This window comes from Mesorhizobium sp. M8A.F.Ca.ET.202.01.1.1 (genome assembly GCF_004791595.1).
In the GTDB taxonomy this organism is placed as follows: domain Bacteria; phylum Pseudomonadota; class Alphaproteobacteria; order Rhizobiales; family Rhizobiaceae; genus Mesorhizobium.
In genome coordinates, this window is record NZ_SRUN01000003.1 from 126,214 (window position 1) to 149,935 (window position 23,722).

At 64.5% G+C, this 23,722-nt stretch carries 27 protein-coding genes; 14 read left to right on the forward strand and 13 right to left on the reverse strand.

The features are described 5' to 3' along the window. Positions 1–4 precede the first annotated feature (4 nt). The 8 genes from EN845_RS08585 to EN845_RS08620 form a co-directional block, all read right to left on the reverse strand. On the reverse strand, positions 5–1,441 hold the full coding sequence (locus EN845_RS08585; protein ID WP_127869946.1) for an MFS transporter: 1,437 nt from the start codon (positions 1,439–1,441) through the stop codon (positions 5–7). Positions 1,442–1,639: 198 nt separating this feature from the next. Next, on the reverse strand, positions 1,640–2,122 hold the full coding sequence (locus tag EN845_RS08590) for a DUF992 domain-containing protein (RefSeq protein WP_127275463.1): 483 nt from the start codon (positions 2,120–2,122) through the stop codon (positions 1,640–1,642). 89 nt (positions 2,123–2,211) lie between these two features. After that, positions 2,212–2,688 (reverse strand): DUF992 domain-containing protein, encoded by a 477-nt coding sequence (locus EN845_RS08595; protein ID WP_127275462.1) that lies wholly within the window; start codon positions 2,686–2,688, stop codon positions 2,212–2,214. A 210-nt stretch (positions 2,689–2,898) separates the two neighbouring features. Continuing rightward, complete coding sequence (locus EN845_RS08600) at positions 2,899–3,741, reverse strand: tetratricopeptide repeat protein (protein WP_127275461.1); 843 nt, start codon at positions 3,739–3,741, stop codon at positions 2,899–2,901. Between the two features lie 140 nt (positions 3,742–3,881). Beyond that, positions 3,882–4,148, reverse strand: coding sequence for a 30S ribosomal protein S21 (gene rpsU / locus EN845_RS08605; RefSeq protein ID WP_010911429.1), 267 nt, complete (start codon positions 4,146–4,148; stop codon positions 3,882–3,884). A 175-nt stretch (positions 4,149–4,323) separates the two neighbouring features. Next, positions 4,324–4,710 carry an SET domain-containing protein-lysine N-methyltransferase gene (locus EN845_RS08610; RefSeq protein ID WP_127275460.1) on the reverse strand — a complete coding sequence of 129 codons (387 nt, stop codon included), beginning with the start codon at positions 4,708–4,710 and terminating at the stop codon, positions 4,324–4,326. Between the two features lie 127 nt (positions 4,711–4,837). Beyond that, positions 4,838–5,596 carry an SDR family oxidoreductase gene (locus EN845_RS08615; protein WP_127869945.1) on the reverse strand — a complete coding sequence of 253 codons (759 nt, stop codon included), beginning with the start codon at positions 5,594–5,596 and terminating at the stop codon, positions 4,838–4,840. 104 nt (positions 5,597–5,700) lie between these two features. Further along, positions 5,701–6,075: a YrdB family protein gene (locus tag EN845_RS08620; protein ID WP_245511690.1), complete on the reverse strand. Its 375-nt coding sequence runs from the start codon at positions 6,073–6,075 to the stop codon at positions 5,701–5,703. Positions 6,076–6,273: 198 nt separating this feature from the next. On the opposite strand from EN845_RS08620, the gene EN845_RS08625 reads away from it, so the two are divergent. The 8 genes from EN845_RS08625 to EN845_RS08660 all read left to right on the forward strand — a co-directional run bounded on the left by EN845_RS08625 (position 6,274) and on the right by EN845_RS08660 (position 14,016). Then, entirely contained in the window at positions 6,274–7,527 is a 1,254-nt protein-coding gene (locus tag EN845_RS08625) for a sarcosine oxidase subunit beta (RefSeq protein WP_127869944.1), read from the forward strand. Beyond that, on the forward strand, positions 7,527–7,949 hold the full coding sequence (locus tag EN845_RS08630) for a hypothetical protein (protein ID WP_127279075.1): 423 nt from the start codon (positions 7,527–7,529) through the stop codon (positions 7,947–7,949). The genes EN845_RS08625 and EN845_RS08630 overlap by 1 nt, the downstream gene beginning before the upstream one ends. An 11-nt stretch (positions 7,950–7,960) precedes the next feature. Further along, positions 7,961–8,257, forward strand: coding sequence for a sarcosine oxidase subunit delta (locus EN845_RS08635; protein ID WP_015315781.1), 297 nt, complete (start codon positions 7,961–7,963; stop codon positions 8,255–8,257). Then, the gene (locus EN845_RS08640) at positions 8,254–11,247 is read left to right on the forward strand and encodes a sarcosine oxidase subunit alpha (RefSeq protein ID WP_127869943.1); all 2,994 of its coding nucleotides are present in this window, start codon (positions 8,254–8,256) and stop codon (positions 11,245–11,247) included. The genes EN845_RS08635 and EN845_RS08640 overlap by 4 nt, the downstream gene beginning before the upstream one ends. Then, a complete protein-coding gene (locus EN845_RS08645) occupies positions 11,240–11,821 on the forward strand; it encodes a sarcosine oxidase subunit gamma (protein ID WP_127279072.1) in 582 nt (193 codons plus the stop codon). Before EN845_RS08640 ends, EN845_RS08645 begins: the two co-directional genes overlap by 8 nt. A 53-nt stretch (positions 11,822–11,874) precedes the next feature. After that, positions 11,875–12,105: a hypothetical protein gene (locus EN845_RS08650; protein ID WP_348631094.1), complete on the forward strand. Its 231-nt coding sequence runs from the start codon at positions 11,875–11,877 to the stop codon at positions 12,103–12,105. A 76-nt stretch (positions 12,106–12,181) separates the two neighbouring features. After that, positions 12,182–12,967, forward strand: a complete 786-nt coding sequence (locus tag EN845_RS08655) for a ThuA domain-containing protein (RefSeq protein ID WP_127869942.1) — start codon at positions 12,182–12,184, stop codon at positions 12,965–12,967. Next, positions 12,967–14,016: a Gfo/Idh/MocA family oxidoreductase gene (locus EN845_RS08660; protein WP_127869941.1), complete on the forward strand. Its 1,050-nt coding sequence runs from the start codon at positions 12,967–12,969 to the stop codon at positions 14,014–14,016. The genes EN845_RS08655 and EN845_RS08660 overlap by 1 nt, the downstream gene beginning before the upstream one ends. A 63-nt stretch (positions 14,017–14,079) precedes the next feature. Here the strand turns inward: EN845_RS08660 and EN845_RS08665 are convergent, their stop codons facing one another. The 5 genes from EN845_RS08665 to EN845_RS08685 form a co-directional block, all read right to left on the reverse strand. Then, positions 14,080–14,328, reverse strand: a complete 249-nt coding sequence (locus EN845_RS08665) for a DUF680 domain-containing protein (protein ID WP_127869940.1) — start codon at positions 14,326–14,328, stop codon at positions 14,080–14,082. A gap of 189 nt (positions 14,329–14,517) precedes the next feature. Then, positions 14,518–15,162: a TetR/AcrR family transcriptional regulator gene (locus EN845_RS08670; RefSeq protein ID WP_127869939.1), complete on the reverse strand. Its 645-nt coding sequence runs from the start codon at positions 15,160–15,162 to the stop codon at positions 14,518–14,520. 177 nt (positions 15,163–15,339) lie between these two features. After that, positions 15,340–16,374: a phosphotransferase gene (locus tag EN845_RS08675; protein ID WP_127869938.1), complete on the reverse strand. Its 1,035-nt coding sequence runs from the start codon at positions 16,372–16,374 to the stop codon at positions 15,340–15,342. Beyond that, entirely contained in the window at positions 16,371–16,856 is a 486-nt protein-coding gene (locus EN845_RS08680; RefSeq protein ID WP_019861112.1) for a MaoC family dehydratase, read from the reverse strand. The genes EN845_RS08675 and EN845_RS08680 overlap by 4 nt, the downstream gene beginning before the upstream one ends. A 39-nt stretch (positions 16,857–16,895) precedes the next feature. Further along, positions 16,896–17,711 (reverse strand): SDR family oxidoreductase, encoded by an 816-nt coding sequence (locus tag EN845_RS08685; RefSeq protein ID WP_127869937.1) that lies wholly within the window; start codon positions 17,709–17,711, stop codon positions 16,896–16,898. A gap of 122 nt (positions 17,712–17,833) precedes the next feature. On the opposite strand from EN845_RS08685, the gene EN845_RS08690 reads away from it, so the two are divergent. The 6 genes from EN845_RS08690 to EN845_RS08715 all read left to right on the forward strand — a co-directional run bounded on the left by EN845_RS08690 (position 17,834) and on the right by EN845_RS08715 (position 23,721). Further along, positions 17,834–19,075, forward strand: coding sequence for an acyl-CoA dehydrogenase family protein (locus EN845_RS08690; RefSeq protein WP_127869936.1), 1,242 nt, complete (start codon positions 17,834–17,836; stop codon positions 19,073–19,075). Between the two features lie 57 nt (positions 19,076–19,132). Beyond that, entirely contained in the window at positions 19,133–20,170 is a 1,038-nt protein-coding gene (locus EN845_RS08695; protein WP_127869935.1) for a zinc-binding dehydrogenase, read from the forward strand. 186 nt (positions 20,171–20,356) lie between these two features. Beyond that, positions 20,357–21,523, forward strand: a complete 1,167-nt coding sequence (locus EN845_RS08700) for a glycosyltransferase 87 family protein (RefSeq protein ID WP_127279543.1) — start codon at positions 20,357–20,359, stop codon at positions 21,521–21,523. Continuing rightward, positions 21,516–22,499 carry a glycosyltransferase family 2 protein gene (locus EN845_RS08705; RefSeq protein ID WP_127279544.1) on the forward strand — a complete coding sequence of 328 codons (984 nt, stop codon included), beginning with the start codon at positions 21,516–21,518 and terminating at the stop codon, positions 22,497–22,499. Before EN845_RS08700 ends, EN845_RS08705 begins: the two co-directional genes overlap by 8 nt. Further along, a complete protein-coding gene (locus EN845_RS08710; RefSeq protein WP_127869934.1) occupies positions 22,496–23,314 on the forward strand; it encodes a ChbG/HpnK family deacetylase in 819 nt (272 codons plus the stop codon). Before EN845_RS08705 ends, EN845_RS08710 begins: the two co-directional genes overlap by 4 nt. Then, positions 23,311–23,721, forward strand: coding sequence for a GtrA family protein (locus EN845_RS08715; RefSeq protein WP_127869933.1), 411 nt, complete (start codon positions 23,311–23,313; stop codon positions 23,719–23,721). The genes EN845_RS08710 and EN845_RS08715 overlap by 4 nt, the downstream gene beginning before the upstream one ends. The last annotated feature ends 1 nt before the right edge of the window (position 23,722 follow it).

The following is a 23,722-nucleotide window of genomic DNA, read 5'->3' on the forward strand; positions in this document are numbered from 1 at the left end:
GGCGTCAGCCGATGACCGCGAGCGGCCGATTTGCCGCCGCCGATGTCCGCAAGGCGGCGAGACAGCCAAGAATGCCGAGCGGCACGAAGGCAAGGAACAGCCAGCTCGCGACATCAGCGGCCGCGTCATGGGTGAGGCCCTGCGAAAAACCGCTGGCATTGGCGACGATGCCGGCAAGGGCGGCACCCACGGCATAGCCGATGCGCTGCATGGTTGGCACCGCGGCCGAGGCAATGGTCTGCTCGTCGTCCGGGGCGGAGGCGACGATGACGCGGGTCAGGAACGGCCAGGAAATGCCGAAGCCGCCGCCCTGCAACAGGGCGCAGACCAGGATCAGCGGGATCGAGCCCAGCGGTATCGTGTAGGCGAAGCCGGCGATGCCCGCCGCGATCATCAGTGCGCCGCAGACGATGATCAGCCTTTCGCGCCGCGGCGGCGCGTTGGCGACGAGGATCGACAGGATCGACCAGGCGATCGATTCGGCGGCGATGATGTAGCCGGTGGTCAGCAGCGGAATGTCGTGCAGGCTGGTCAGCAGCAGCGGTCCGTAGACGCCGAAGGAGCAGGTCGCGATGGAAAAGGCGGCGACCATGGTCATGCCGGCGCCCACTGGCGTGCGCCACGAGAACAGCCGCGCCGGGAAAAGCCGGGAGCGCGGTTTCAGCGCGTCGATGTAGAAGAACAACGCCAGCCCGGCGAGGCCCAGCACGATCAGCAGCGAGGAACGCAACAGGGCGATGTCGACGCCGGCCGAGGCAATCAGCACCACGGCGATGGCAAGGCAGCCAAGCGCCATGAACGGGAAGGGCGGCGCCTTGCCGGCTCCGGTGCTGGGCCTTGTCGCTTCCGGTGTGTCGAGCACGAGGAAGCTTGCCAGCGCCATGGCGGTGCCGCCGAGAGTGAAGATGCCGAAGGCCCAGCGCCACGACAGCAATTCGGTCATAACAGCGCCGAGCAGGGGACCGCTGAAGGCAGCGACGCCCCAGATCGCCGACATGATGCCGAAAAGCTGCGGCCAGATGGCACGCGAAAACAGCCGCTCGACCGAGACGAAGGCCAGCGACACCAGCGCGCCGCCGCCCAGCCCCTCGATCAGACGGCCGGCCAGGAACAATTGCATCGAAGGCGAGGCGGCGCAGATCAGCGCCCCGGCGGCGTAAAGTAGCGCAGCGACCACCATGTTGGTGCGCAGCGCCACATAGCTGACCAGCCGTCCGGCCGCGGCACCGGCGACGATGGCGCCGAGTTCGTAGATCGCCAGCGACCAGCCGACGAGTTGCACGCCGGCCAGTTCGCCGACCATGGCCGGCATGACCGTCGCCACCATCGTCTCATTGGTGGCGTGCAGCAGGATGCCGAGGCTGATGAAGCAGAAGCGCGCGAGGTCTCCGCTCGCCCACAAGGCGCGCCAATCGACCTTCTTTGTGCTGATTTCAGTCATGTCCATCCCTGCTTTGCATATCTTGCTGCAGCCGCATGGTGCCAGAGGCCAGCGCGAGGCTTCCGGCAGGACCATGCGCGCCGCGTCGAGACGCGGCCTTGCACGGGACGGGCTTGTAGAACCTCAACCTCAGTTGAGCTCAAGCGATTTTTTCGAGATATGTTTGGGCCAGTGTCGTCCTGGATGGATCGCTGGCGATCAGTTCTCGGTGCTGCGCAGCTGGAACTGGCTGACGCCGATGGCGAGATTGATGCCGGTCTGCGTCTGCAGGCTGAGCGGCTGCAGGGTGAAGGCCTGCGAGGAGCCGCCGACCAGCAGATTGGCGCCGGCGCCGACGGCGGCGGTCACTTCGGCGCTGGCGCCGACATAGTCACCCGCCAATGCGCCCGGCGCGTAGATGTTCTTCAGCGGCGTCAGCACCAGCCAGCGCATCACCGCCTGCTTGGTCGTGCCGATGTCAAGGCCATATTTGTTGACGGCGCCGAAATAGGCTTCCGGCGCGAAGCTCTTGTCGGCCGGGGTGAAGGTGCAGCTCAAATCCTTGCTCGAGCCGAAGATGAAGCCGGTGCCGCCTGATATGGCGCATTCAAGCGTGCCGAGCTCCACGCCCTGGTCTTGCGCCTGTGCCGTGCCGGCAAGCATGGTTGCGATCATGGCAGCGGCGATGGCTGTCCTCGGCATGGCGTCCCCCAAAAATCAAACGGCGCGGAACCATCCTATCCGGTTCCGCGCCGTAGAGTGAAGGGTCTGGAGCCGAGGCTCCAAACCTCTTATTTGAGCGAGTGGATCAGTTCCAGCGAGGTCACCGCCACGGCGAGGTTGACGCCGGTCTGCGCCTGGACGCTGAGCGGCTCCAGCATGAAGGCGCTGTCGAAGCCGCCGACCAGCAGGTTGGCGCCGCCGCCGGTCACGACGCTCGCCTCGGCGTTGACGCCGTAGTAGCTACCGGCAAGGTCGCCCGCGTCACGGTCGCGCGTCGCGGCAAAAACCGCCCAGACGAGCTGGCCCTGGTGCGTCTTGCCGACATCGACACCGAGCTTCGAGATGACGCCGGTATAAATTTCCGACGGCCCGTGATGATGGGGCCGGAAGACGCAGGACACGCCCTTGTTGGACGCAACGATATAGCCGGTGCCGCCATCGATGGTGCAGTCGAGCGTGCCGAGTTGCAGCCTGCCGGCGCTGGCCGGGGCGGCGGCGAATACGGTCGTTGCAAGGGCGGCGGCGCAGACGAGTTTCTTGATCATGGGAGGGTCCTTTCGCAGTCAGTCTTCAATAACGTCTCGGGTCCCGCGACCGTTCCGCTGAAAACTTGGCGCGAACAAGGCAAAGGTTAACGGCTTGCCACCGCGGTTAACACAGGGTTGCCGGTTTGATGGCGATCCGACGCGCCGCGTGTCCTTTCGGACACGCACATGATGCAGTGGGGCGCTTGGCGCGGGCCTGCGGAGCCAGTGTCAGCTGACGCGGGCGAGGCCGTCCTTGGCCGGCTGGTAGCTGGGGTTGAGGCGCACGGCCTCGCGATAGGCCTTCGCCGCCTTGGCCTTGTCGCCGCGCCGTTCGTAGATCAGCGCCTGGTTGGCCCAGGCCTCGGCGTTCTGGCCATCGAGCTTGATGGCCATATTGAAGTCGGAGAAGGCATTGTCCTCGTCGCCGGTCGCCAGATAGGAGAGGCCACGGCCGTTGTAGGGCTCGGCGGCATCCGGCGCCAGCGAGATGGCGGTCGAGAAATCCTCGATGGCGAATTTGTGCTGGCCCTGGCTCTGATAGATCAGGCCGCGATTGTGGTAGGCACGGGCGTCCGTCGTGTCGAGCTGGATCGCTTTCTGGAAGTCGTTGAAGGCATCCTGGGTGCGGCCCGCCTTGCGGTAGAGATTGCCGCGGCCGATATAGGCGGCGTCGTAATTGCCGTTGATCTGGATCGAGCGGTTGTAGTCCGCCAGCGCCGCTTCCTGGTTGCCGAGGAAGCGCTGGATCAGCGCGCGGTTCGAATAGGCCTGATAGAAATTCGGATTGAGCTGGATGGCCTGGTTGAAGTCCTTGAGCGCCGCCTGGTACTGGCCGCCGCGACCATAGGCCGAACCACGAACATTGTAGCCTTCGGGATCCTGGGGATTGCGCTGGATGACAGCGGACAGCGAGGAGATGTTCTCGCTCGACCCTTGCGCCTTGTCGATGTTGTTGAATTCGCCGGCCGGGCCCGATGTCTGGCAGCCGGCAAGTACCAGTCCGGAAAGCAGGGCCGCTGTCAGGGCGAAACCACGCAATGCGGTTCCGCGCTCCACGCTTGTTGCGTTCATGTCTGCCCTGTCCTCACTTGCGCCGTCGTTCAGGTCCGGTTCCCCCTCCGGGCCGGGTCACAATCAAAATAAAAGGGTGGCGGCGATTCCGCATCGCGCCACCCTGGTATCCTTCGAAAAGGACGAAATATTGGCGATAATCAGCGCGGCGGACGCGCTGCGCCGGCGGCACCGCCAGCAGCAACCGGACGCGGGGTCATCGGCAGCAGGCCTTCGCGCTGTGCGCGCTTGCGGGCCAGCTTGCGGGCGCGGCGAACGGCTTCGGCCTTTTCACGGGCGCGCTTCTCGGAAGGCTTCTCGTAGTGGCCGCGCATCTTCATTTCGCGGAAAATGCCTTCGCGCTGCATCTTCTTCTTCAGCGCGCGAAGCGCCTGATCAACGTTATTGTCGCGGACGAGTACCTGCACGGGCAATCCTGTCTTTCGGGTTTGATATCAACAGGCAAGCAGCCATAGCCACAAGCCTCCGCGGCGCTCGACACCACGAATTGTGGCGGCTGATAGCAGAATCAAGCCTCGCTGTCCACAGTCGAAATGACGGACGGCAGCCAAATTGCCACGGTCGCCTGGAGATAGGGCGCCGTTACGCCGTGGCCAGGTGCAACCGCTCGAAATCCTCGAAGAACTCACCGTAATCACAGGTGATCTCCTCGCCGACGGCGATATCCCGAGTCGCGGTGGCGCCGCCATAGCGCGAAAAATCGGTGTTCGGGGTCGCCGAATGGTTCATGAAGCGGCCATTGTCGACCTCATAGACCATGAAGCCGGGCTTGTCCGGGCTCGGATAGGCGTAACGGTCGAGCAGTTCCTTCAGGGGCGGCGAGGCCGCCTCGTATTTTTCCATCGGGATCAGCCGATCGAAATCCGGATCGAGGCGCCAGATCGAGGCGCCCTTGCGGATCGGCTCGGCGGCGAACATGCCGACGCCTTCGATTGCGCTCTGCGCGACATAGGTTCGGATCAGCATCATGGTTCCAGGACCCGTCTTGGCAAGAAGACCCGTTTCGACAGGAAACGGAATCGCCAAATCGCGCCGAAAAAGCAAGACCGGCGGCCTGCGTCACAACGACGAACAGGCCTGTTCCCGTAAAAATCCTTCACGTCCGGCTGATCGACACGCCGCCATCGGCAAAAAGCGCGGTTCCCGTGGTGAAACTCGAGGCGTCGGAGGCCAGGTAAAGCGCGGAGCGGGCGATCTCTTGCGGTTGCGCCATGCGCTTCAGGGCATGGAGGCCCTCGACGAAGGCGCGTGCCTCGGGCGTGGTCGTCGTCGCGCCTGGTGTGTCGGTGCCGCCCGGCAGCAGCGCGTTGACGCGCAGTCCCTTCGGTCCGTATTCGGCGGCCAACACCTGCGTCAATCCGATCAGACCTGCCTTGGCGGCGGCGTAGGCGGCCATGCCCGGCATGCCGGCGGTGTAACCGACAAAGCTCGACGTGAAGATCAGTGAGCCGCCGCCGCGCTCCAGCATGGCCGGTATCTGATACTTCGCGCCGAGAAAGGCGCTGGTCAGATTGGTGTCTATCGTCCCGTGCCATGTCTGTGCCGACATGTCGGGGACTGGTCCCATCAGTCCGACAGGGCCGGCATTGTTCAACGCGATGTCGAGTCCACCGAAGCTGCCGACCGCCAGCTCGACGAGGGCTTTCGCGTAGGTCTCGTCGGTGACATCCCCGGCGAGAGCGACGGCCGTGCCGCCGGCATCCTCGATTTCGGCGGCGATCGCATCAAGCTCGGTTTGGCGGCGGGCGGAAATGACGAGCCTGGCGCCCTCCTCGGCGAACAGTTTGGCGGTGGCGCGGCCGATGCCGGAACTGGCACCGGTGACGATGGCGATCTTGTTGGAAAGTGCGAGCATGTCTGGGCATCCCTGTCCTTCGCGCCAGCCTTGCCGGCGATCGGATGCTTGATCGCAGGTTGGCGGTACAGCAGCCACCCGATACGTGCAGAGGTTTGCACCAACTATTGCCGAAGCAGCCATGCCAGACGGTCTAGCGAGAACGCGTAGCTGATGACGATCAGCACGGCCATGATGATGCCCGTGGCGGCATGGCCTGCCAGATGGAAACCCGCCGCGCCGCCGAACAGGACGACGAATTCCAGCGCCAGCCTGACAGCGCCCGGCACAGGCACCGGTGCCCGGCCTGAACGGCTCGGATCATTGAGGACCGCGAAGGTACCCCATGCCGCGGCTGCGGCGAGCGGCAAGGCAATGGGCAGGACCCAACGCCACGCTCCGTCCGAGAAATGCCAGCCCGCCATGCCAAGGCCGAGCAGGGCGGCCATCTCCAGCAGGAAACGCAATGTCAGATTCCACCAGGCGCTGCCCATCATCATTCTCCGAATCCCCGGCAGGGAGAAGTGTTACTGAAGGCAATCATCGGAGCCAGGCGGGATACCTCTTTTTCAGCGCGGCGCAAAACGGCAAGCGCCGTCGCAAACAGCGCAAGGATAGCAGCGCCGTTTCGCTAGTGATACACCTCGCGCGCCGGGGCTTGATGATGAACGCCCGGCTGCCATTTGCGAGGCTGGACCGTGAAGAAATACTCTGTATTCGCCATCGCCCGAGAGGCCATGCGCGGCCACAAGGGATGGGAGGAGCAATGGTCCTCGCCTGAGCCTAAAAAGGAATACGACGTCATCATCGTCGGCGCGGGCGGCCATGGCCTGGCCACCGCCTATTATCTCGCCACGGTGCATGGCATCACCAATGTCGCGGTGCTGGAAAAGGGTTGGCTGGGCGGCGGCAACACCGGGCGCAACACCACCATCATCCGTTCCAACTATCTCTATGACGAGAGCGCCGGCATTTACGACCATGCGCTGAAGCTGTGGGACGGGCTCTCCCAGGAGCTCAACTACAACGTCATGTATTCGGCGCGCGGCGTCATGATGCTGGCGCACAATGTGCACGACATTCAGGTGCTGAAGCGCCATGTCCACGCCAACCGGCTGAACGGCATCGACAATGAATGGCTGACGCCGGAGCAGGCCAAGGAATTCTGCCCGCCGCTCAACACCTCGAAGGACGCGCGCTATCCGGTCGTCGGGGCCGCCTTGCAGCGCCGCGGCGGCACGGCGCGCCACGACGCGGTCGCCTGGGGCTATGCGCGCGGCGCTTCGGCTCGCGGCGTCCATATCATCCAGAACTGCGAGGTCACCGGCGTCAAGCGGGCCGCCAATGGCGCGGTCATGGGCGTCGATACGACGCGCGGCTTCATCGGCGCCAAGAAAGTCGGCGTGGTCGCCGCCGGCCATTCCTCCGTCATCATGAACATGGCTGGCGTGCGCATGCCGCTGGAAAGCTATCCGCTGCAGGCGCTGGTATCGGAGCCGATCAAGCCGGTCGTGCCTTGCGTGGTGATGTCGAACACGGTGCACGCCTATATCTCGCAGTCCGACAAGGGCGAACTGGTGATCGGCGCCGGCACCGACCAGTATGTCTCCTATTCGCAGACCGGCGGGCTTCACATTCTCCAGCACACGCTCGACGCCATCTGCGAGATGTTCCCGATCTTCACGCGCATGAAGATGCTGCGCTCGTGGGGCGGCATCGTCGACGTCACGCCCGACCGCTCGCCGATCCTGGCCAAGACGCCGGTGCCGGGCCTCTATGTCAATTGCGGCTGGGGCACGGGCGGCTTCAAGGCGACGCCGGGCTCGGGCCATGTCTTTGCCCACACCATCGCCAAGGACGATCCGCATCCGATCAATGCGCCCTTCACCATCGAACGCTTCCGCACCGGCCGCCTCATCGACGAGGCGGCGGCGGCGGCGGTGGCGCACTGATGATGGCGCAGATGGCTGTCGCTATGCCGCTGATGCTGGCGGGGGAACAAGGCATGTTCCATTTTCCGACAGTGGCGGAGGTGCGGCTGCAGCCGATTGCGCGCGCCGGCAACGAAGCCGGATGGCCGTTTTCGGTCGATGAGGGGACGCTCACCTGCGTCTGGAGTGGCGGCCAGAAAGTGGTGATGTTCTTCGAAGGCCGGCCGCCCGAGCTGGATGAGGACGAGGACTTCACGCCGCGTGGCGTGATCGTCACCACCGACCCGCTGCAATTGACGCTCGGCAACATGGCCAACCGCGATCTGTTTCGTGCCGCGGCAAGCGTCGAGGAGCGGCTGCGGCTCGTCGCCCCGTTCATGGCCATGGGCCAAAAGCTTTGCGATCAACCCGCCGGCGCGCGCGTCGGCCACGGCGAATTGTAGGATCAAACACGATGCTTCTCATCCGCTGCCCCTATTGCGAGGAAGAGCGCCCGGAGCTCGAATTCCGCAACGCCGGCGAGGCGCATATAGCGCGCTCGGCCAACATATCAGGCGAGAGTGATGACGACTTCGAGAAGTTCTTCTTCATCCGGTCGAACCCAAAGGGCATCATCTATGAGCGCTGGCGGCACATGCACGGCTGCGCGCGCTTCTTCAACGCGGTGCGTGACACCGTCACCGACAAGTTCGTCATGACCTACAAGGCCGGCGAGCCCAAGCCTTCCAAGCTGCCGGGAGTTGCGAAATGAGCGGCGCGTTGCGCATTTCCGGCGCCGGGCGCCTCAGCCAGGCCAAGACCGCCCGCTTCAGCTTCGACGGCCAGTCCTACACCGGCATCGAGGGCGACACGCTGGCCTCGGCGTTGCTGGCCAACGGCGTGCATCTGGTCGGCCGTTCGTTCAAGTATCACCGCCCGCGCGGCATTCTGTCGGCCGGCGCGGAAGAGCCCAACGCGCTGGTGCAGATCGTGCGTGATGACGCGCGCAAGACACCTAACGTGCGCGCCACCGTGCAGGAGCTCTATGACGGGCTCGCTGCCAATTCGCAAAACCGCTGGCCGTCACTGTCCTTCGATGTCGGCGCCGTCAACGACCTGGCATCGCCGCTGTTTTCGGCCGGCTTCTACTACAAGACCTTCATGTGGCCGAAGGCCGCCTGGAAGAGCCTTTACGAGCCGAAGATCCGCGAAGCCGCCGGCCTTGGCGTTTCGCCCGACAAGCCCGATCCCGACCATTATTCCTCGCGCTACGCGCATTGTGACGTGCTGGTGCTGGGCGGCGGTGCGGCCGGTATCGCGGCGGCACTTGCCGCGGCAGAGACCGGCGCGCGCGTCATCCTCGCCGACGAACAGGCCGAATTCGGCGGCAGCCTGCGCTTCGAGAGCGGCGCCAAGATCGACGGCCAGGACGGCTTTGCCTGGGCGCAAGCGGCGATCGCCAGGCTGAGGGCGATGGACAATGTCCGCGTGCTGCCGCGCACGACGGCGTTCGGCTATTACGCGCAGAATTTCGTCGGCCTGGTCGAGCGCGTCAGCGATCATTTGAAGGCCCCCGGCCACGACCTGCCGCGCGAGCGGCTCTGGCAGGTCCGCGCCAAGCGCGTGGTGCTGGCCTCCGGCGCCATCGAGCGCCACATGGTGTTTGCCAACAACGACCGGCCCGGCATCATGCTGGCGGGCGCGGCGCGCACCTTCCTAAACCACTACGGTGTCGCGGTAGGACGGAATGTCGGCGTCTACACCGCCAATGATTCGGCCTATGCGGCCGCGATCGACCTGAAGAAGGCCGGCGTCAACGTGGCGGCGATCGTCGATTTGCGCGACAACCCGACCGGCCCGGTGATCGACGAGGCGAGGGCGCTCGGCATCGAGATTAATTTCGGTCGCGCGGTGATCCGCGCCGGCGGCAAGTTGCGCGTGTCGTCGATGACGGTGCAGCCGAAGAATGGCGGCGGCGAACGCACTGTTCCCGTCGATGCGATCCTGATGTCGGCGGGCTGGACGCCGTCTGTGCATCTGTTCTCGCAGTCGCGCGGCAAGGTCGCCTTCAATGACGAGACCAAGCGCTTCGTGCCGGGCACTTACGCGCAGGACTGCATTTCGGTCGGCGCCTGCAACGGCACCGACGGGCTGTCGGCAACGGTCGACGAGGCCTATGCGGCTGGCGCCAAGGCGGCCAAGGATGCCGGCGCCAAGACAGCCAAGGGCACCAAGCCGAAGGTGGATGCCTCGGAGAGCTGGTCGCGCGGCATGCTGGGTGCGGCACCCGGCGCCGGGCCGGACACGACGGTCAAGGCCTTCGTCGATTTCCAGAACGACGTCACCGCCAAGGACATCCGCCAGGCGGTGCATGAGGGCATGCGCTCGATCGAGCACGTCAAGCGCTTCACCACCAACGGCATGGCGACCGACCAGGGCAAGACTTCCAACATGCACGGCCTGGCGATCGCCGCCGAGACGCTGGGCAAGCCAATCCCCGAGGTTGGGCTGACCACGTTCCGCGCGCCCTACACACCTGTCACCTTCGGCGCGATCGTCAGCCATGCGCGCGGCCCGCTTTTCGACCCGACCCGCAAGACCGCGATCCATCCCTGGGCCGAGGCGCAAGGCGCGGTGTTCGAGGATGTCGGCCAGTGGAAGCGCGCCTGGTACTTCCCGAAAGCCGGCGAGGACATGCATGCGGCGGTCGACCGCGAATGCGTCGCCGTCCGCAACCAGGCCGGGCTGTTCGATGCATCGACGCTCGGCAAGATCGAAGTGGTCGGCCCGGATGCGGCCAAGTTCATGGAACTGCTCTACACCAACCCGTGGGAGAAGCTGGAGCCAGGCCGCTGCCGCTATGGCATCATGCTGCGCGAGGACGGCTTCATCTATGATGACGGTGTCGTCGGCCGGCTGGCGCCGGACCGCTTCCATGTGACGACGACGACCGGCGGCGCGCCGCGTGTCATGAACCACATGGAAGATTACCTCCAGACCGAGTTCCCGCATCTCAATGTCTGGCTGACCTCGATCACCGAACAGTGGGCGGTGATTGCGGTGCAAGGGCCGAAGTCGCGCGACATCATCGCGCCTTTGGTCGAAGGCATCGACATGTCTGACGAGGCGCTGCCGCATATGTCGGTGCGCGAAGGCAAGATCTGCGGCGTGCCGACACGGCTGTTCCGCATGTCGTTCACCGGCGAGCGCGGTTTCGAGGTCAACGTGCCGGCCGACTATGGCCAGGCGGTCTGGGAAGCGTTGTGGGCCGAGGGCCAGAAGCATGACGCCACCGCTTACGGCACTGAGGCGATGCATGTGCTGCGCGCCGAGAAGGGCTACATCATCGTCGGCCAGGATACGGACGGCACGGTCACGCCAAACGATGCCGGTCTCGACTGGGCGGTCGGCAAGAAGAAGGTCGACTTCGTCGGCATCAGGGGCATGGCGCGGCCGGATCTGGTGGCCAAGGGCCGCAAGCAACTGGTCGGCCTCAAGACCAAGGACCCCAAGGTGGTGCTGGAAGAGGGTGCCCAGATCGTCGAGGACCCGAAGCAGGCGATTCCGATGAAGATGATCGGCCACGTCACCTCGAGCTATTGGTCGCAGAATTGCGGCCGTTCCATCGCACTGGCGCTGGTCGCCGGCGGACGTCACCGGATGGGCGATACGCTCTACGTGCCGATGCCGAACGGGGTGATCGAAGTGGAGGTTACCGGGATGGTGTTCTTTGACGAGACGGGAGGGCGCCTCAATGGCTAAGGCTGCTGCAAGGACGGCCGCGACGGCTTCGCCCTCGGCAGAGCGGCGTTCGGCATTGGCCGGGCGCACCGTCTCCGCAACAGGTGCCAAGGTCGAAGTGCTGCCACCGGCCGAGCGCATTTCGCTGCGTGCGCCGGAGGCTTCGGTCCCCGCCCTGTCGAAGGCGCTCGGCGTGACCTTGCCGAAGCAGCCGAAAACCTCGGCGTCGAAAGGCGGGCGTACGGCGCTGTGGCTTGGGCCGGACGAGTGGCTTGTCATCGACGAGGCCGGCAAGGACCCGCTCGCCGATTGCGCGGAGGTTTCCGCCTTGCACTCGTCGGTCGGTATCTCACATCGCAACATCGCGATATCCGTCACCGGTCCGGCGGCGGAAGCCGCGATCAATTCGGGCTGCCCGCAGGATCTGTCGCTCGAGGCCTTCCCGGTGGGCGCCGCTTCGCGCACCATCCTGGGCAAGGCCGAGATCGTGCTGTTGCGCACGGCCGAGGACGCCTTCAGGGTCGAGTGCTGGCGTTCCTTCTCGGACTATGTCTTTACTTTCCTGTCCGAGGGAGCCCGCGACGCCGCCGGCTGACCTCGGAACGTTTGCCGCCCACGTCCGTTGTGCGGCGACAAGTCGAGGGAGAAATGCCGATGCCGTCGAAGTCCGCGCCGAAATCTCCGAAAACCGCGGCGGTCCGTTCGCTCGAACATGAGCGGCATCAAGAGGCCGACACCGAAGAGGAACTCGAGGAAGGCCTCGAGGATACGTTCCCTGCCAGTGATCCGGTGTCCATCACCAGTTCGGCGATCCCCGGTGCACCCGCCAAGCCCGGCAAGGCCAAGACGGTGGCCGGACGCAAAACCCGCAAGCCCTGATTTAGCAGATTCCGGTTGAAGGCATCTTCCCAACACCTCCGAAGATGCGATATTCAAAGCGCTTTGGAGAGGAAAAATGCCTGTTAAAGCCATAGTCTGGGGCGAAAACGTCCATGAACAGAGCAATGCCGCCGTGCGCGACCTCTATCCGCTGGGCATGCACGGCACGATCGCCGCGGCGCTCAACCAGGACAAGGGCATCGAGGCGACCACCGCGACCTTGCAGGAGCCTGAGCACGGCCTGAGCGAGCAGCGGCTGGCCGCCACCGATGTACTGCTGTGGTGGGGGCATGCGGCGCATGGCGAGGTCAGAGACGAGATCGTCGAGCGCGTCCAGAAGAGGGTCTGGGAAGGCATGGGGCTGATCGTGCTTCATTCGGGCCACTACTCGAAGATTTTCAAGCGGCTGATGGGCACGCCCTGTTCGCTGAAATGGCGCGAGGCGGGCGAGCGCGAGCGGGTCTGGGCGATCAATCGCGGCCATCCGATCGCGCAAGGCATCGGCGAATGCCTTGAGATCGGCGAGACGGAAATGTATGGCGAGCCGTTCGCGGTGCCCGAGCCGCTGGAGACGGTGTTCATCTCCTGGTACGAGGGCGGCGAGGTGTTTCGCTCCGGCCTGACCTATCAGCGCGGCGCCGGAAAGATCTTCTACTTCTCGCCGGGCCACGAGACCTATCCGATCTATCACAATGAAGGCGTTCAGCAGGTGCTGCGCAACGCGGTGCATTGGGCACACAATCCGGCCCCGGCTTGGGCCGGCATCACCAACGCGCCGAATGTGCCGACGGACAAGGCCAAGGAGAAGATCGTCCAGAAAGGCCTGCGCCTGCATGCCGACGGTGACAAGGGGTTGAGCTGATGCACCGCCTGCTTCTGCTCGGCACCGGCTGGATCGCCGCACACCATATCGAGGAGTTCGGTCAGGTCCCGGGCTGCACCATCGTCGCTTGCGTCGATCGTCTGCCGGGCCGCGCGGCAGCGTTCGCCGCCGCCAACAAAATAGGCACTTTCTTCGAGAGCCTCGAAGCGGCGATCGCCTGGGGCGAGTTCGATGCCGCCATCAACGCGACGCCGGACCAGGTTCACAAGGCGACGACACTGGCCCTGCTGGCCGCCGGGAAACATGTCTTCTGCGAAAAACCGCTGGCGCCGAACCATGCCGATGCGCTTGCGATGAGCGAAGCCGCCGAGGCGGCCGGGCTCGTCAACATGGTCAACCTGACCTATCGCAACACGCCGGTGATCCAGGAGGCGCGGCGCATGGTGCGGGCCGGTGAGATCGGCGAGCTGCGCCACGTCGAGGCCAGCTACAGGCAAAGCTGGCTGGTCAGCAAGTTCTGGGGCGACTGGCGGGTCGACGACAAATGGCTGTGGCGCCTGTCGAGCCGGCACGGTTCGACAGGCGTGCTGGGCGATGTCGGCATCCATATCCTCGACTTCGCGACCTATGGGGCGGCCGAGGATATCGTCTCCCTGCATGCCGATCTGGTGACGTTTCCGAAGGCCGAGGGCGACCGCGTCGGCGACTATGTGCTCGACGTCAATGACAGCTTGGCGATAACGGCGCGGCTCAGCTCAGGCGCGCTGGCCACGATCATGGCCAGCCGCTACACGACAGGCCATGGCAATGATTTGTCGCTGGCCCTGCACGGCACCAAGGGCGCGATCAAGGTCGAGACCGACGGCAAGGTTTCGCGGCTGTCCGCTTGCCTGGGTGATGACGTCGATCTGCACCGTTGGCGGACGTTGACGCCGCCTGACGTCAAGCACAATGCCCAGCGCTTCGCCGATGCGCTGGACACGGGACGAAACGGCGATCCGTCGTTCCGGCGCGCCGCCGAGATGCAGAAGCTGATCGATGCGGCCTTCGAAAGTTCAGCGACCAAGCTGCCGGTCTCGATCGCCTGAATCACCATCTGCCCGGCTGGGCCGGCCAGAACCGACTTTCCGAAATCTTGGTAGGCCGAAATCTCAGTAGGCGCTCGGCATGATCCACGGGTTCACCGTGATCCCGAGCCGCGGGCCCTTGCCGCTGGTCGTGGCTTCCGTGGAAGCTTTCTTGTCGACCGAACCGGTCGAAGCGCAATCGAGCTTCACATTGGTCTTGGTGTCGACGCAGGTCGCCGCTGTCGGGTGCTTGACCGGCTGGCTGGTGCCGGCGGCGAAAGCCGAACCCGAAAGTGCCAGCACGGCGGCGAGGGTGAGGAGTGTCTTTTTCATGGTCAGTCTCCGTGTTCGACGGGCGAATTTGTTCCGTACATGTACGTTACTTCGTACAAATACGTCCGTCGATCGCGAAGTTCAAGGGAGAATCGTACACGTACGGTAGTTTTTTGTTAACCAAGAAATTCGACGCCGATTTGGGTGCCAGGTCGGCGCGGAAATCTGCGAAACCGAAAGGGCGGGCGCTCAGCAGTTGACCGGTTTTTCGGTCAACGGCGGCACGTCTTGCGTGCTGAGCGTGGCAAGGGTGAAGTCGCACATCCGCTTCACGAAAGCCTGCGCGTCGCCGAAGGGATAGAAGGGGAAAGTGATCAACAGCGAGATCGTGCCATGGCCGACCGCCCACAGCATGGTGGCAATGGCGCGCGGATCGCCGTGCAATTTGCCGGCGGCGACACAGGCCTCGACCCTGCTGATCAGCACCTTCATCGCCGGATTGCCTTCCTCCATGTCTTCGTAGCTCCTGCCTTCCGGCAGCTTGGTCTTTTCGGTCATGAAGACGGTGCGGTACTCATTGGGATTGCCGAGCCCGAAGGCGGCATATTCGGTCATCACCGCCTGCAAGGCCTCGATCGGATCGTCGGACGGGTGCTCCTCGATGCGACGGGCGAGCGTTTCGAACGCGTCCTCGGCCAGCGCGAAGAGGATGTCCTGCTTGTCGGCGAAGTAGGAATAAACCGACATCGGCGCATAGCCGACCCGCTTGGCCAGCTTGCGGATGGTCAGGCCTTCATAGCCTTCTTCCTGGACGAGCTTGTGTGCGGCCTCGACAAGCTCCGAGCGCAGTTCGGCCTTTTGTTTCTCGCGGCGCTTCTGGACGCTCAGCGGCAAGTCTGTTGCCCTTGTCTGGTTGGTGCCTGGCTAAATTATATACGCTGTACGGAAACGAACAAGGGCGCCACGGGTTCCCAAGCGGCAGGCGTCATGCCGGTCGTGAGGGAGTGGCCGGGTCGGCGGCACCCGTGATCAGCACCGTTCCTCCTTCGAAGCGGCCATCCCGTCTCCCTCTTACGCCTGCTTGTCGATCAGTTTGGCGGCGAGATGCGAGAGCAATTTCACCGCCTCGCCGTAGGTTCTGGCCTTCTCCGGATTGGAAGCATTGCCGTCGAGCGCGCGCTTGTAGACACCCTGGCAGATTGCCGCCAGCCGGAAGAAAGAGAAGGCGAGGAAGAACGTCCAGTTGCCGATGCCGGTCAGCCCACGCCGCCGGCAATAGGCGGCGACATAGTCCTTCTCGGAGGGCAGGCCGAGTGCCGAGCGATCGATGCCGCCCAGGCCGCGAAAACCCGAGGCATGCGGCAGGCGCCATTGCATGCATTGATAGGCGATGTCGGCGAAGGGGTGGCCTGACGTCGACAGTTCCCAGTCGAGTACCGCCAGCACCTTAGGCTGGTCCGGCGCGAAGATCAGATTGTCCAGCCGGTAATCGCCATGCACCAGCGCAGCCCTGGCATCATCGGCTGGCATATGGGTTTCCAGCCATTCGATCAGCCGGTCCATGTCGCCGATCGCGCTGGTTTCCGAGGCGCGGTACTGGCTGGTCCAGCGTGCCAGTTGGCGCTCGAAGTAATTGCCGGGGCGGCCGAAATCGCCGAGGCCCACGGCCTCGGCGTTGACGTCGTGCAGGGCGGCAAGCGTGGCGTTCATGGCATCGTAGATCGCGGCGCGCTCATCGTTGCCGCGGGCCTCGGGCAGCGCCGGATCCCAGAAGATGCGGCCGTCGAGGAAATCCATGACGTAGAACATGCGGCCGATCGGCGAGTCCTCGGCCGACAGATGCAGCATTTCGGGCACCGGCACGGCGGTGTCCGAAAGCGCCTTCATCACCCGGAATTCGCGGTCGACCTGGTGCGCCGATTTCAAGAGTTGGCCTGGCGGCTTGGCGCGCAGCACGTAACGGCCGCTTTCAGCCGTCAGGAGATAGGTCGGGTTGGACTGGCCGGATTTGAATTTTTCGATTGCCGCGAGCCCGGAAAAGCCCGGGATGTGCGCCTCGAGGTAAGGCGCGAGGGCCGCCTGGTCGAGCGCGTTCGGTTCGTTCATGCCGTCTCGGGCTGGCGTTCAATCAAGGTCAGCGTCAGCCAGCGGGCGGTCAGCGCCGGTTTCTTCGAACCTTCGATCTCGATGGTCACGTCGTGCGCCGTCTGCACCCAGCCCGACGGCCTGACCTTGACGTCGGCCAGCACGAAACGGGTGCGGATGCGCGCGCCGGTCTTCACCGGCGCCAGGAAGCGTAGCGAATCGAAGCCATGGTTGACGCCCATCTTGCCGTTTTCCAGCGGCGGCATGGTCTCGAAGGTCATGGCCGACAGCAGCGACAGCGACAGGAAGCCATGCGCGATGGTGCCGCCGAACGGCGTTTCGCGCTTGGCCCGTTCCGGATCGCAGTGGATGAACTGATGGTCGTCGGTGGCGTCGGCGAACTGGTCGATCATGCGCTGCGTGACCACCCGCCAGGGTGAAACGCCGACCTCCTTGCCGACACTGGCCAGAAGCACATCGAGACTGATCGGTTCCACGCTCATGTCCTCCAGTTCACCTCCGGCTTCTGCGGCCGGAAAATGTCATTCCTTGAACAAGGTCAACCCATGCTGCACCGACTGCCCGCCGTCGATCGGCAGAATGGCGCCAGTGACATAGCTGCCTGCACGACTGCACAAATAGAGCGTTGCGCCGGCAATGTCATCCGGTGTGCCGATGCGGCCGATCGGGACATGGCTGCCGACATGCCTGGCCTGTTCGTCCGTGCCGGTGGCGAAGGCCGTCATGCGGCTCTGGAAGGGGCCTGGTGCGAAGGCGTTGACGGTGATGCGGCGGCCGGCGAATTCGAGCGCCAGCATGCGCGTCAAATGGTGAACCGCGGCCTTGGAGGCGGTGTAGGAATAGGCGTCGTCGGCCAGCGGCTGCGTGCCCATCACCGAGCCCAGATTGATCACCCTGGCCGGATCGGCGTCGCTGGCAGCAGCATCGAGCAGCGGCAGCAATTCGCGGGTCAGATGGAAGACGGCGGTGACATTGACGCCGAACACCTTGGCCCAGGCGTGGTAGGGAAAGCTTTCCAGCGGCGCGCCCCAGGACACGCCGGCATTGTTGATCAGGATATGCAGTTCTTTGGTCCGCGCCCTGACCTCGCCGACCAGGGCGGCAATGCCAGCCTCGCTGGAAACGTCCCCGGCAAAGCCTTCCGCCCGGCCCGGGGCGCCAAGTCCGTTCAGTTCGCCGGCGACCTTGATGCAGTCCTCGCCCTTGCGCGAGGCGATCATCACGCTGGCGCCGGCCTTGACCAGCGCGGTTGCCGCCATGCGACCGATGCCGGTCGCCGCTCCCGTTACCAGCGCGGTCTTGCCGGCAACCGAAAACAGCTCGTCCAGGTGGCTCATCCAAATTCTCCGCACCGTTGCCCCGCCCGCGGGCAAAACAGTTCGCGTTGACAAGGCTATCCGAAGTACGGTCATCCTTGCCACGGATAAAATGCCTGGCGTGCATGAAGGGTTAGCGACCGATGACGCAGATGAATCTCGGCATGACCGAGCGGCTGAAGCCGATCCACGCACGCGTCGCGGCCATGGTGCGCGACGAGATCATGCCGCTTGACAAGGAGTTCCTCGGCGAAGTCGGCAAGGCCGGCGACCGCTGGGTCTACAGCAAGCGCCAGAGCGAGATTCTCGAAGGGCTGAAGAAGACCGCGCGGGAACGCGGCCTGTGGAACTTCTGGCTGACCGGTTCGGAACGCGGCTACGGCCTGTCCACCGTCGAATACGCCTATCTGGCCGAGGAAATGGGCAAGGCACATCTCGGCGCCGAAACCTTCAACTGCTCCGCGCCCGACACCGGCAATATGGAGGTTCTGGAACGCTACGGCTCGGCCGAGCACAAGCTGGAGTGGCTCGAGCCGCTGCTGGACGGAAAAATCCGCTCGGCCTATCTGATGACGGAGCCGGATGTCGCCTCCTCCGACGCCACCAACATTTCCATGCGCTGCGAGCGGCAGGGCGGTGACTATGTGCTCAACGGCGAGAAATGGTGGGCGTCGGGCGCCGGCGATCCGCGCTGCGCCATCTATATCGTCATGGTGCGGACCGGCGGCGATGAAGAGCCGCAGCATCGCCGCCATTCGATGATCCTGGTACCCTCGGCCACGAAAGGCGTGACCAAGGTCCGCGCCATGCAGGTCTATGGCGACGATGACGCGCCGCACGGCCACATGCATCTTCGCTTCGACAATGTGCGGGTATCGGCGTCGAACCTGATCCTCGGGGAGGGCAGGGGTTTCGAGATCGCGCAAGGCCGGCTCGGGCCGGGCCGGATCCATCATTGCATGCGCGCCATCGGCCAGGCCGAGATGGCCCTGGAAATGCTGTGCCAGCGTTCCGTGCGCCGCGAGGCCTTCGGCCAGAAGCTGGCGAAACTCGGCGCCAATTTCGACATCATCGCCGAATGCCGGATGGAGATCGAAATGGCCCGGCTGCTCTGCCTCAAGGCGGCGTGGATGATCGACCAGGGCGACGCGCGGGCCGCGGCCCCCTGGATCAGCCAGATCAAGGTCATCGCGCCACGCGTGGCGCTCAAGGTCACCGACGAGGCGGTGCAGATGTTCGGCGCAAAAGGCATCAGCCAGGACACGCCTCTCGCGCGCTCGTGGACACATCTGAGGACGCTGCGCCTCGCCGACGGACCTGACGCAGTCCATCGCCGCCAGGTGGCGCGGACGGAGCTGAAGAAATACACGCAGGAGAAGGTCTGAGCGGCAGTTAGGCTGGCCACATACGGTTCTTCCCGCGGCAACCAAGGAGTCTCACTGATGACAATCCCCTCCGAAATGAAGGCGCTGCTCTTGGTCGGCGACGGCTATACCAGGACACCGAGCGGCAGTGCGCTCGAGGCGATGGAGCCGTATCTCGAGCCGGGAAGCATCGCCGTGCCGGCGCCCAGACCGAGCCAGGTGCTGATCAAGGTCAGTCTGGCTTCGATCAATCCATCGGATGTCGCCTTCATCAAGGGCCAGTACGGGCAGCCGCGCGCCAAGGGCCAGCCGGCGGGCTTCGAAGGTGTCGGCACAGTCGTCGCGGGCGGGGAGGAGCCCTATCCCAGGAGTCTCATCGGCAAGCGGGTCGCCTTCGCCACCGGTCTCAGCAATTGGGGCTCGTGGGCTGAATATGCGGTCGCCGAGGCGGCGGCCTGCATTCCGCTCCTCGATACGGTGCGCGACGAGGATGGCGCCGCGATGATCGTCAATCCGCTGACCGCGATTGCCATGTTCGACATCGTCAAACAGGAAGGCGAGAAGGCCTTCATCATGACCGCAGGCGCCAGCCAGCTCTGCAAGCTGATCATCGGCCTGGCCAGGGAGGAGGGGTTCCGGCCTGTTGTCACCGTGCGCCGCGACGAGCAGATCGCGTTGCTGAAAGAGCTTGGCGCGGCGCGTGTCCTCAACGAAAAGGCGCCGGATTTCGAGACCACCCTGCGCGAGGTGATGAAGGCCGAACAGCCGCGCATCTTCCTCGATGCGGTCACCGGGCCGCTGGCTTCGGCGATCTTCAATGCGATGCCTAAACGGGCGCGCTGGATCATCTACGGCCGGCTCGATCCCGAGGCCACGGTCATCCGCGAGCCCGGCCAGTTGATCTTCCAGCACAAGCACATCGAGGGCTTCTGGCTGAGCGAATGGATGCGTCAGTTCCGCGATCGCCGTGGTCCGGCGATTCTCGAGGCGCAGAAGCGGTTTTCCGATGGACGCTGGTCGACCGACGTGACGGCGGTCATTCCGCTGGCCGAGACAATGGCGCGCTTGCCGGCGGAACTGGCCAAGCCCAACGGCAAGGTTTTCATCCGGCCTTGAAACGGTGACCTTGCTCTCGATGGTCGACACATTCACGTGTCCGGCTGCCATCGGACCGGCCGGATCGCCGCTTGCGCCATCGACCCCCCTATGCCGCGCCGCTTTGTCCGTGATATGCCGCCGCCATCGAATGCCGGGACGACGCCAGGCTGAGGCGTCTCCCCCAATGGCGTGCGGGGTGTATTGATGACGATTTCCAAGCCGGTTTTCGACCGTTTGGGGCTGAGCCTGTGGGTCGGGGCATTCCTGGTCGTCCTCGGGATGGTGCTATGGTCGCCCTACACGCGCACGGTGATGCAGGCCTACGGATTTGGCAGCGAGGCGTTCCTCAGCGGCCAGCCACTGTACAATCTCCAGTCCGAGATGGGCTATCTATACGCGCCGGCCTTTGCCGCGCTCTATGTTCCGGTGCTGAAGCTCGGTCCGCATCTGGGCGGACTGGTGTGGCACGTACTGGGGTTTGCGGTGCTCACCTTCGCCGCGATGCGCCAGGTGCGCAAGCTCGGTGGCGGGGAATTGACGTGGCTGCTCTCCTTCGGGCTCTTCCTTGCCTTGCCGATGGCGCTGGGTGCGATCCGCAACGGCCAGGCGACGATCCTCCTGACCGGCGCCTGCTGGCTCCTGACCCTGTCGGCGCTCGAAGGGCGGCGCGCCGAGACCTTCTTCTGGGCATCGGTCGCCATCATTGCCAAACCGACCGCGATCATCATGCTTTTGTTGGTGGGAGCCCTGCGCCTGCGGCTGATACCCGTGCTCGTGCTGGCGGTGCTGTTCGTGCTCGCCATTCCATATGCTTTCGCACCTGCCGGCTACCTCAACGAGCAGTACGGTGATTTCGCCAGCATGCTGACCTCCATGGCGGTCGACAAGTCCGGCCATTTTGTGCCCACCGACTTCACGGCGCCTTTCACGTCGGCAGGCCTACCCATGCCTGAATTCGCCGCCACGATCGTGCGTGTCGTCGTGGCATTGCTTACGCTATCGACCGTTCTCTGGTTCGACCGCAAGCTCCAGCCTGGAATGGCGGGACTGGCCATCTTCCTGACGGCCGCCTTCTACATGTGCGTCTTCAATCCGCGCGTCGAGCCAAATACCTACGCCATGATCGCGGTGCCTGCCGGCCTCGCTATCGCCACACTGTGGCGGGACGAGCGTGGCGGCGTCCTGGCTTCGGTGCTGTCGATGGTATTGTTCGTCACAGGTTTGACGGGCGTCGAGCGCCACATGCATGATTTCTTCTTCCCCTGGTTCCGGCCGCTCGCGGTCACCTTCATCGTCTGTCCGCTGATCTGGTGGTTCTGGGCCAAGGCGAGCGAAAAGATGGCGAATGTCGGACCCGTCGCACATGGCTGAGTTGCGTCAGAAACTCGATATCGTGGCGCCCTTCTTCAACGAGGCGCAATCGGCGTCGGCCTTTGCCGCGCTGCTCGACAGGCTCGAGGAAGCGGTATCAAGCCGTTTCGGCATGGCCGTCCACAAGATCCTGGTCGACGACGGCAGTCGCGACGATGGCGCCGAACGGTTTTCGCTGGCGCTGTCGGGCTCCTGGGAGATCGTTCGCCTCAGCCGCAATTTCGGCAAGGAGGTCGCGGTGCTCGCCGGCCTCGACCAGTCGCGCGGCGACATGGTGCTGATCATGGATTCGGACCTGCAGCATTCCATGGACATCAGCCTGCAGATGATTGCCGAGTTGGTGAAGCATCCCGATATCGACGTCGTCTACGCCCAGAACGACCGGCGCGAGGCCAGCTGGCGGCGCAGCCAGCTGGCGAAGCTGTTCTATAGCCTGATCAACAGCAGCCAGCGTTTCGATATCCCCGAGAACGCGGGAGATTTTCGCGTCATGCGCGGTACCGTCGCGCGCGCGCTGACCAGCCTGCGCGACAAGCGGCGCTTCAACAAGGGCCTGTTCGCCTGGGCAGGCTTCCGCCAGAAAGCCATACCCTATTCGCCGGAAAACCGGGCTGTCGGCACGTCGAAATGGAGCCGGCTCAACCTGATCGCCTTTTCGCTGGAAGGCTTTACGTCGTTTTCCGTCATCCCGCTGCGCATCATCAGCCTGAGCGGCATGCTGGCGGCGCTGGCGGGCATCGTTTACGGCGCCAAGGTGTTCTTCGAAGTGATGTTCTACGGCATCGCCGTGCCTGGCTATCCCAGCCTGATGGTCGCCGTCGTCCTGCTGGGTGGCCTCAACCTGACCTTGCTTGGTTTGATCGGCGAATATGTCTGGGTCACGCTGTCGGAGAGCAAGGACCGGCCGGTCTACATCGTGCGCGATGTCGTGCGCAGCGACGTCTCGGACAGGCCGCCAGGCGCGTCCGGCATATGACGCGGCGCATTCGCCTGATCGCCGACGACTACGGCCTGGCGCCAGGGGTTTGCGCCGGAATTCTAGACCTGCTCGACCGGCGACGGCTGACCGGCACCAGCTGCATGACCGGTTTTCCGGAATGGGCCGGGGCGGCGGCGCGTATCAGGCCGTTGTGCGGCCATGCGGCGATCGGGCTGCACCTGACACTTACGGATCAGCCGGCCGTCACAGGCAAGTCGAGCCTGGCGCCCGAGGGCCGGCTGCCGCCGCTTCGTTCGCTCGCCCTGCCGGTCCTGCGCGGCCGGATCGACAAGCGCGATGTCCATGCCGAACTCGACGCGCAGTACAGTCGGTTCGTCGAGGCGGTCGGCCGCAAGCCCGACTTCATCGATGGTCATCAGCACGTGCATTTCCTGCCCGTCGTGCGCGGATGGCTGCGGGCGTATTTTCCCGACGCCGCCGGCAGGCCGGTGCTGCGCGGCGCTCCGGCGCTTGGCGATGCCGCCGTCGCTTCGAAGATCGCGGCAATCGCTGCCGTGGCCGCCGGCTTCAATCAATCGATGCAGCGCGCCGGCTTTGCCGTTTGGAAGCCGCTCGCCGGCATCTACGACTGGCGGCAACCCGAAAAATTTGCGCCATTGCTGAAGGCCGCGGTCGAAGCGTTGCCGGACCATGGGCTGTTCATGTGCCACCCCGGCCATGTCGACGAAACACTGCGCGCGCGCGACCCGATGCAAGGCGTGCGCGAAGTGGAATTCGGGGTGCTGGCCTCGGATGCGTTCGGCGCGAGCCTGGCCCGCGCCGGTGTCGAGATCATGGACGGCAAGGGATGAGCGGAGCCGATCGACCCCAGCGTTCAACCGGCAGCAAGATCGCCCGTTTCGCGCTTGTCGGACTGGTGAACACGGCCATCGACCTTGCCGGCTTTTCCCTGCTGCTCAAGCTGCACGTCCCACCGCTTGCCGCCAACGTCCTCTCGTGGTCGATCGCCGTCATCTTCTCTTTCGTGGCCAATGGCTTCTGGTCGTTCGAGCGCAATCACGCCATCCGGCTGCATGACGCCTTCCTGCGGTTTGTCACGGCCGGGGCGCTGATTTCGCTCGGCGTCTCCAGCCTGTCGATCGCACTCTTCGCCGGCATCACCGGCGTGTGGCCGGCAAAGATCGGCGGGGTCATCGTGGCGGCTGTGCTGAACTTCCTTGCCGCGCGCTGGTCGATCGAAGGTCGGCTGCTGAAATAGC

Bases quoted from the DNA above. Each gene is read 5' to 3' on its own strand.
- EN845_RS08585 (WP_127869946.1), bottom strand. From the start codon at position 1,441: ATGACTGAAATCAGCACAAAGAAGGTCGATTGGCGCGCCTTGTGGGCG.
- EN845_RS08590 (WP_127275463.1), bottom strand. From the start codon at position 2,122: ATGCCGAGGACAGCCATCGCCGCTGCCATGATCGCAACCATGCTTGCC.
- EN845_RS08595 (WP_127275462.1), bottom strand. From the start codon at position 2,688: ATGATCAAGAAACTCGTCTGCGCCGCCGCCCTTGCAACGACCGTATTC.
- EN845_RS08600 (WP_127275461.1), bottom strand. From the start codon at position 3,741: ATGAACGCAACAAGCGTGGAGCGCGGAACCGCATTGCGTGGTTTCGCC.
- EN845_RS08610 (WP_127275460.1), bottom strand. From the start codon at position 4,710: ATGATGCTGATCCGAACCTATGTCGCGCAGAGCGCAATCGAAGGCGTC.
- EN845_RS08615 (WP_127869945.1), bottom strand. From the start codon at position 5,596: ATGCTCGCACTTTCCAACAAGATCGCCATCGTCACCGGTGCCAGTTCC.
- EN845_RS08620 (WP_245511690.1), bottom strand. From the start codon at position 6,075: ATGATGATGGGCAGCGCCTGGTGGAATCTGACATTGCGTTTCCTGCTG.
- EN845_RS08630 (WP_127279075.1), top strand. From the start codon at position 7,527: ATGATGGCGCAGATGGCTGTCGCTATGCCGCTGATGCTGGCGGGGGAA.
- EN845_RS08635 (WP_015315781.1), top strand. From the start codon at position 7,961: ATGCTTCTCATCCGCTGCCCCTATTGCGAGGAAGAGCGCCCGGAGCTC.
- EN845_RS08640 (WP_127869943.1), top strand. From the start codon at position 8,254: ATGAGCGGCGCGTTGCGCATTTCCGGCGCCGGGCGCCTCAGCCAGGCC.
- EN845_RS08645 (WP_127279072.1), top strand. From the start codon at position 11,240: ATGGCTAAGGCTGCTGCAAGGACGGCCGCGACGGCTTCGCCCTCGGCA.
- EN845_RS08650 (WP_348631094.1), top strand. From the start codon at position 11,875: ATGCCGATGCCGTCGAAGTCCGCGCCGAAATCTCCGAAAACCGCGGCG.
- EN845_RS08655 (WP_127869942.1), top strand. From the start codon at position 12,182: ATGCCTGTTAAAGCCATAGTCTGGGGCGAAAACGTCCATGAACAGAGC.
- EN845_RS08660 (WP_127869941.1), top strand. From the start codon at position 12,967: ATGCACCGCCTGCTTCTGCTCGGCACCGGCTGGATCGCCGCACACCAT.
- EN845_RS08665 (WP_127869940.1), bottom strand. From the start codon at position 14,328: ATGAAAAAGACACTCCTCACCCTCGCCGCCGTGCTGGCACTTTCGGGT.
- EN845_RS08675 (WP_127869938.1), bottom strand. From the start codon at position 16,374: ATGAACGAACCGAACGCGCTCGACCAGGCGGCCCTCGCGCCTTACCTC.
- EN845_RS08680 (WP_019861112.1), bottom strand. From the start codon at position 16,856: ATGAGCGTGGAACCGATCAGTCTCGATGTGCTTCTGGCCAGTGTCGGC.
- EN845_RS08685 (WP_127869937.1), bottom strand. From the start codon at position 17,711: ATGAGCCACCTGGACGAGCTGTTTTCGGTTGCCGGCAAGACCGCGCTG.
- EN845_RS08690 (WP_127869936.1), top strand. From the start codon at position 17,834: ATGACGCAGATGAATCTCGGCATGACCGAGCGGCTGAAGCCGATCCAC.
- EN845_RS08695 (WP_127869935.1), top strand. From the start codon at position 19,133: ATGACAATCCCCTCCGAAATGAAGGCGCTGCTCTTGGTCGGCGACGGC.
- EN845_RS08700 (WP_127279543.1), top strand. From the start codon at position 20,357: ATGACGATTTCCAAGCCGGTTTTCGACCGTTTGGGGCTGAGCCTGTGG.
- EN845_RS08705 (WP_127279544.1), top strand. From the start codon at position 21,516: ATGGCTGAGTTGCGTCAGAAACTCGATATCGTGGCGCCCTTCTTCAAC.
- EN845_RS08710 (WP_127869934.1), top strand. From the start codon at position 22,496: ATGACGCGGCGCATTCGCCTGATCGCCGACGACTACGGCCTGGCGCCA.
- EN845_RS08715 (WP_127869933.1), top strand. From the start codon at position 23,311: ATGAGCGGAGCCGATCGACCCCAGCGTTCAACCGGCAGCAAGATCGCC.